Source organism: Actinomyces sp. ZJ308, from assembly GCF_011752065.1.
Lineage (GTDB): Bacteria > Actinomycetota > Actinomycetes > Actinomycetales > Actinomycetaceae > Actinomyces.
In genome coordinates, this window is the sequence record NZ_JAAIJY010000055.1 from 1 (window position 1) to 6,160 (window position 6,160).

The 6,160-nt window shown below is 66.8% G+C and carries 7 protein-coding genes; 1 reads left to right on the top strand and 6 read right to left on the bottom strand.

The window, feature by feature from the left end; genetic code table 11:
• Window positions 1-154 precede the first annotated feature (154 nt).
• A complete protein-coding gene (locus tag HCR68_RS13605; RefSeq protein ID WP_243859148.1) occupies window positions 155-1,423 on the top strand; it encodes a hypothetical protein in 1,269 nt (422 codons plus the stop codon).
• A gap of 16 nt (window positions 1,424-1,439) precedes the next feature.
• On the opposite strand, the gene HCR68_RS13610 is transcribed toward HCR68_RS13605, so the two are convergent.
• The 6 genes from HCR68_RS13610 to pgsA all read right to left on the bottom strand — a co-directional run bounded on the left by HCR68_RS13610 (window position 1,440) and on the right by pgsA (window position 5,513).
• On the bottom strand, window positions 1,440-1,937 hold the full coding sequence (locus tag HCR68_RS13610; protein ID WP_167150358.1) for a regulatory protein RecX: 498 nt from the start codon (window positions 1,935-1,937) through the stop codon (window positions 1,440-1,442).
• The gene (gene recA, locus HCR68_RS13615; RefSeq protein ID WP_167150360.1) at window positions 1,937-3,175 is read right to left on the bottom strand and encodes a recombinase RecA; all 1,239 of its coding nucleotides are present in this window, start codon (window positions 3,173-3,175) and stop codon (window positions 1,937-1,939) included. The genes HCR68_RS13610 and recA overlap by 1 nt, the downstream gene beginning before the upstream one ends.
• Window positions 3,176-3,428: 253 nt before the next feature.
• On the bottom strand, window positions 3,429-3,650 hold the full coding sequence (locus HCR68_RS13620) for a DUF3046 domain-containing protein (RefSeq protein WP_208320622.1): 222 nt from the start codon (window positions 3,648-3,650) through the stop codon (window positions 3,429-3,431).
• Window positions 3,651-3,777: 127 nt separating this feature from the next.
• Window positions 3,778-4,188: a helix-turn-helix transcriptional regulator gene (locus HCR68_RS13625; protein ID WP_009233673.1), complete on the bottom strand. Its 411-nt coding sequence runs from the start codon at window positions 4,186-4,188 to the stop codon at window positions 3,778-3,780.
• A 172-nt stretch (window positions 4,189-4,360) separates the two neighbouring features.
• A complete protein-coding gene (locus HCR68_RS13630) occupies window positions 4,361-4,813 on the bottom strand; it encodes a CinA family protein (RefSeq protein ID WP_167150367.1) in 453 nt (150 codons plus the stop codon).
• A gap of 76 nt (window positions 4,814-4,889) precedes the next feature.
• Window positions 4,890-5,513 carry a CDP-diacylglycerol--glycerol-3-phosphate 3-phosphatidyltransferase gene (gene pgsA, locus HCR68_RS13635; RefSeq protein WP_167150363.1) on the bottom strand — a complete coding sequence of 208 codons (624 nt, stop codon included), beginning with the start codon at window positions 5,511-5,513 and terminating at the stop codon, window positions 4,890-4,892.
• Window positions 5,514-6,160: the final 647 nt, after the last annotated feature.

Sequence of the window (6,160 nt, forward strand, 5' to 3'; positions counted from 1 at the left end):
CAGGTACGGACTCACCCAGCAGATTCTACCGCCGTCTTAGTGCCCCGAAACGACCACCCCACCCCCAGAATCCCAACGAAAAACCCCACTCTGAAACACAAACCACCCCAACCTGTGCAACTCAGGTTATCCGTCTCCAAACCAAGGAGTTGTCATGCACCATCGGACACTTGTCGTCACTTTCGCCGCATCTGCGTCGCTGTGCCTCGCACTGGCAGGATGCTCGGGCACATCGGGGAGCTCAGAGGCCGGCTCCAGCGCCTCGGCAAGCACGGCCTCGACAGGTCCGATCGGCACCGTCGACCCACCCTCCGACATCAAGGACCTCGACAAGCTCGGCCTGTCGAAGGCGACCATGAGCATCAAGACCGAGCCCAGGTTGAGTAACTATGACGAGAAGGGCCTGACCTACGTCGACCCGATCACCGACCCGACAGCCGACCTCTCGGTGCATCACGTCACCTGGGACGGCAAGGAGGATTGGAAGGCGAGCGTGCCGGTCCCCAGCGGTGCGGATCCCACCTCACTGACCCCCATGATGAGCTACGACGACGCGCTGGGAGTTGTCTCCTACTGGTTCACCACCGACCAGATCGATCCCGAGGACTCGACTCTCCGCCTCCACCCGGTCAGCGGCCCACTTCACTGGTTCGTCACCAGCACCGGACAGCAGGGCTCCGATCCCTTCGCCTCGGAGGGCAACACCTACACCTCGCACAAAATGCTGGTCGGAGGGCTGCAGATGGCCCCCGACGGCGGGATGAGCGCGGTGAAGGTCGTGGACCCCTCCTACACCCTTGTCAGCCACTCACCGCAGGAGCTGGGACTCACCAACGGGAGCCGGGGCGAGTTCTACTCGTGGAAGGGACAGGTGCGCATCAGGGGCACCCAGCCCGAGAACCCGGCCGATCTTCTCCAGCTCAACACCACCAAGCCCGTCCCCGACCTCAGCGCGGATGCCCGGATCTGGACCACCCCGACAAGAATTCTCGTTCTGGACCAGTCGGACAGCCGTTTGCAGGCCGTGACCGAGAACGGGGCCCAGGCACTCGATCTCAAGGGGTGCTCCATTCCCCCGAAGAGCAACCTCAAGGTCGGTAGCGGCGACTCCTACGACTACATCGGACAGCTGCGCATCGCCCAGGACGGAACCACTGAGTGCCTCTCGGAACAGATCGGGAATGCCTCGGACACGATCAGCGCGACCCTGAGCGACGGCAGCATCGTGTCCCGCTCCACCTCGGATGAGGGAAAGACCTTCTCCTACCGTTACATCAGTGCCGACGGATCCACCAAGGTCAGCCTCTCGGAAAAGCCGGTTCTCGATACCTACGGCGACCACCTGGTGTACTCCACCGTCGCTGACGGTGTCTCCACCGCCACCGCATTCAACGAAAAGGACCTCAGGCCTTCGGGATCCTGAGCCGCAGGACTGCTTCTCAGCCCTGCTCCTCGCGGAGAGCGATCTCAATGACCCGCATGGTCGCCTCTCGACCGTAGCCCTTACGGCCGAGCATTGCCGCAGTGCGGCGCCGGCGAACATCCCAGGGCAGGTGGCGCGTGGAGAGAAGCTTCTTGCGGGCCAGAGCCAGGGCCGCCGCGTCCTCGTCCCCGGAACCGATCTGGTCAAGGGCTGCGGTGATGTCCCGCTCCCCCAGGCCCTTGCGCCGCAGCTCCTCGGCGATGGCTCGCCTGGCCGCCCCCTTCTCCGCGAAGCGGGTGCGGGCCAGGCGGGCGGCGTAGGCGGCGTCATCGATCACCCCGGCCGCCTCCAGGCGGTCGAGGACCTCCTCGGCGATGCGAGGGTCCACCGCCTTGCGCTCAAGCAGGCCCGCCAGGGCGGCACGCGGGGCCGCACTGCGGTCGAGGCGGCGCAGGACGATCTCCCGCGCCGCCTCAACCGCCTGCGCATGGGCATCCGGGGTGAGCCAGGGCATCAGAACCCACCGGCATCCTCACCGAAGATGGTGTCCGGTTCCTCCTCCGCCGTCTCCTTGGCGGTCTTGGTGACCTTGGAGCCCTTGGTGGACGCAGTGGCCTTCTTTCCACGTCCGCGAGCGCTCCTGACCGCGCTTGTGGCGGCGGCATCGTTCTCCACCGGGACGGCGGCCGCGGCCACGGCGGCCTCGGCGGCGGCGATCTCCTCGGCCTCTCGAGCCTTACGACCGGGCTCGCCGATCCCCAGAGCCGCAAGAATCTTCTCCTCGATCTCAGCGGCCAGCTGCGGGTTGTCCTTGAGGAAGTTGCGCGCGTTCTCCTTGCCCTGACCGAGCTGATCCTCCCCGTAGGTGAACCAGGCGCCGGACTTGCGTACCACACCATTGTCCACGCCCAGGTCCAGCAGGCTGCCCTCACGGGAGATGCCCTGGCCGTAGAGGATGTCGAACTCGGCCTGCTTGAAGGGCGGTGCCATCTTGTTCTTGACGACCTTGACCCGGGTGCGGTTGCCCACGGGCTGGTCGCCGTCCTTGAGTCCACCGATGCGGCGCACGTCCAGGCGCACCGAGGCGTAGAACTTCAGGGCCTTGCCGCCGGTGGTGGTCTCCGGGTTGCCGAAGAACACGCCGATCTTCTCACGCAGCTGGTTGATGAAGATGGCGGTGGTGCCGGTGGAGGACAGGGCCCCGGTGATCTTGCGCAGGGCCTGGCTCATGAGGCGCGCCTGGAGACCGACGTGGGAGTCCCCCATCTCCCCCTCGATCTCGGCCTTGGGGACCAGGGCGGCCACGGAGTCGATGACAATGATGTCCAGACCGCCTGAGCGCACGAGCATGTCGGTGATCTCGAGCGCCTGCTCACCGGTGTCCGGCTGAGAGACCAGGAGGTTGTCGATGTCCACCCCCAGGGCCTTGGCGTAGACCGGGTCGAGGGCGTGCTCGGCGTCGATGAAGGCCGCGTTGCCGCCGGCCCGCTGCGCACTGGCCACGGCGTGCAGGGCGACGGTCGTCTTTCCGGAGGACTCCGGTCCGTAGACCTCGATGATGCGGCCTCGCGGGAGCCCTCCGACCCCCAGGGCCACGTCGAGGGCGACCGATCCTGTGGGGATGACGGAGACCGGCGGACGGGTGTCGTCACCCAGGCGCATGACGGAGCCCTTACCGAAGTTCTTGTCGATCTGGGCGAGGGCTGTGGCCAGGGCCTTGGATCGGTCCTGGGTCTGGCTGGCAGCGGGCATTGTTCTACCTCGGTTCTCAGGGCGGCTCGCAGCCGCGGTGGGCATGGCTGGTCAACTTCGGCGAGGTCCCCTCTCCGGGGCTCACCAACGACGGTATGCCTGACCACTGACATCTATCTCCGCCCCTCATCAGCCCTGTGGACGTAAGGTGCGTCATCGTCGTTCGTGGAGAACAGTACCCGAACACCTGTTCGATCGCGACACCATCGTCACTCGCGTGTCGGCCTCCGCCCCCTCGCTCCACCGCCTCGGCTCAGCGGCGGGGGTCGGAGCGGAAGATCCAGCGCTCGGCGTCGGAGCGCTCGGTCTCCTCGCACAACAGGGCCCACACGCGCTCCGGCGCCACTCCGCGATCGAGCGCCTGCACGCAGGTCGCGTCCAGCTCAGGCAGAACCAGATCCTGCGCCAGCGATCGGCCGTAGGCCGAGCCGAAGACCGCCTCGACGGCGCCCCAGAACTCCGAGTGCTTCACCACACTCCCCTTCTTCAACAGACGACCGGCGGTGAGCCCACTCAACGTGGTCCCACCGCCGGGGAAGATCAGCTCATCGGCCGCAGCCGCGGGTGCCTCCGGGACACCGCACTGGGCCGTCAGCAGATGATCACCGCAGGGCGATCCCCTGCTGACGCACAAGCTCATCGGGAACTGTGTCCGGAATCATGACGCCTTCAGTCAGGGCAATGCGGTCGGAGACCTCGCGCAGCACCATGGACAGGGGGGCGTCGAGAGCCTGGCAGATCGAGGCCAGCAGCTCGGAGGAGGCCTCCTTCTGGCCGCGCTCCACCTCGGAGAGGTAACCCAGGGAGACGCGGGCCTGCGAGGAGACCTCGCGCAGTGTGCGTCCCTGGTGCTGCCGGACACCGCGCAGAACTTCTCCGATCTCGCGGCGCAGGACGACGTTCTCGTGCTTCGGGGTGTCCACGGACACACCGTACCCTGCCCCGGGTCCCTGGCGCATCGGCATCCGGTTGTTGATCGGGCGAGTGGTGCGGGGGTGAGTCGTGTTGTTCATCATCTGGCACAACCATTCACGTCGTGGATTCATTCCCGCCACGCGAGGCCAGTTCTCCGGCTCCGGTGACGTTGACCCCCACTCTACCGGCATTCCTGGGAGAAACCTGAAACGCGTCTTAGTCTGCGGTCTGTAGCCGGTCAGGGCAGCAGGGGACGGTCGGATCCGCCCCTCACGGCCTTCCGCGCAGGAAATCGCCGGCCAGCGCGATGACGTTGATGACGGCCTCGTGCCGGACCCGCGAGCGGTCACCGCTCAGGTGCAGCTCGCGATGAGCCTCGCCCCAGGGTCCGACGACGGCGATGTGGACCGTTCCCGCCGGGTGACCGTCGGCCGGCCCGGGACCCGCCACCCCGGTGGTGGCCAGCCCCAGATCGGCCCCGAGGAGCCGACTCACACCGCGCGCCATCTGGAGGGCGACGTCACGGTCCACCGGCCCGGTCCGTTCGAGGTGAGCGGCGTCAACTCCGAGCACCTGCGCCTTGACCCGCGTCGCATAGGCGACCACCGCGCCGACGAGCACGCGCGAGGCACCGGGAGTCTCGACCAGGCTCGAGGCCACTTGACCGCCGGTCAGCGACTCGGCGATCGCCAACGTCACCGCGCGAGCCTCAGCGACCCCCAGGAGATCGGCCGCGGCCCGCGCGCAGCTCCCCCGCCCGTATCCCTCCGGGACGACCGGGGCCTCCGCCTCAGAGCGCTCACTCGCCGCCACGTCCACCCCGACGACTGAGGCGCACAGCCTCTCGTACGTAGTCCAGGCCGGTGACCACGGTGACAATCAGCGCCGCGGCCACGACGGCGTAAGCGGCCTTGACCAGGAAGGCGGCCAGGGCTGCGGGAAGGAAGAGTGCCGACCACGGCGTGAGCAGCCCCACCAACCCCACCATCTGGAGGGCCGTCTTGATCTTGCCGCCCCGGGACGCCGCCATGACGGCACGGCGCAGCATGAAGAAGCGCATGACCGTGATGCCGAGCTCGCGCACGACGATGAGGATCGTGACCCACCACCACAGCCTGTCGTTGATGCTCAGCAGGACGAAGGCGGACAGGGTCAGCGCCTTGTCCGCGATCGGGTCGACGATCTTGCCGAAGGAGGTCACCAGTCCCCACGAACGCGCCAGCTGACCGTCAAGACGGTCCGTGAAGGCCGCCACGACGAAGATCACGACGGCCGCGAGCCTGGCCCGGTCCCCCGGCAGCAGGGAGAGCCAGACGAAGACGGGAACGAGCAGCAGTCGCAGCACCGTCAGGGCGTTGGCGATGTTGAGCAGCGGCGCCTGCTCTGGCTGCGCGGCGCCGTCCGGGGCGGTCGAGGCGTTCATCGGGGCCAGCCTAGTAGTGCAAGCCCTCACACCGTCGGAGAAACCTCGATTCACCTCTTCCGACAACACCACGAGCACGCCCCCTCCCAGAAGGCCCCACGGTGCTGACGACACGCAACACACCACAGGGGATCAATCCCCACCGGCTGTTTTCCGCGGCATCTCAGTACTTCGACCTCGCGTCTCTCGAGAGGGCACGGACCACACACACTCCGTTAAGGTTCGGTTCTTACGTTCATAAACATGTTTTCCTCCATATTCTCCTCATCATCTTCAGCGGATATCGATAACTCACCGACGGGCATTGGACAGCGCACGCGCCCCGTGCGCATCGTCCACCGGTCACGAGGTCCGGGCCTGCTCACGGCCGTCGCCCTTTCCATGGCCGTCGTCGTCTCCGGGTGCGGGACGATCGGAGGTCAGTCACCGTCGAGCCAGGCCGGTTCCACCGAGTCGGACAGCACTCCCGGCCAGCAGGGACAGGATGGACGGGATGCTGCCGCCTCTCGCGGGTTGAATCGCCCCGGGTTTGATGGAGGCAGTGATGACACGGAAGGATCACTGTCATGGGACAGAAGAAGTACCCCGATGAGCTGCGCGAGCGAGCCACGAGGATGACCTTGGAGGCACTGGCCGACCCGGCGCGG

What these genes read in the sequence shown, in the direction of transcription:
- HCR68_RS13605 (WP_243859148.1), top strand. Translation starts at nt 155, where the DNA reads ATGCACCATCGGACACTTGTCGTCACTTTCGCCGCATCTGCGTCGCTG.
- HCR68_RS13610 (WP_167150358.1), bottom strand. Translation starts at nt 1,937, where the DNA reads ATGCCCTGGCTCACCCCGGATGCCCATGCGCAGGCGGTTGAGGCGGCG.
- recA (WP_167150360.1), bottom strand. Translation starts at nt 3,175, where the DNA reads ATGCCCGCTGCCAGCCAGACCCAGGACCGATCCAAGGCCCTGGCCACA.
- HCR68_RS13625 (WP_009233673.1), bottom strand. Translation starts at nt 4,188, where the DNA reads ATGAACAACACGACTCACCCCCGCACCACTCGCCCGATCAACAACCGG.
- pgsA (WP_167150363.1), bottom strand. Translation starts at nt 5,513, where the DNA reads ATGAACGCCTCGACCGCCCCGGACGGCGCCGCGCAGCCAGAGCAGGCG.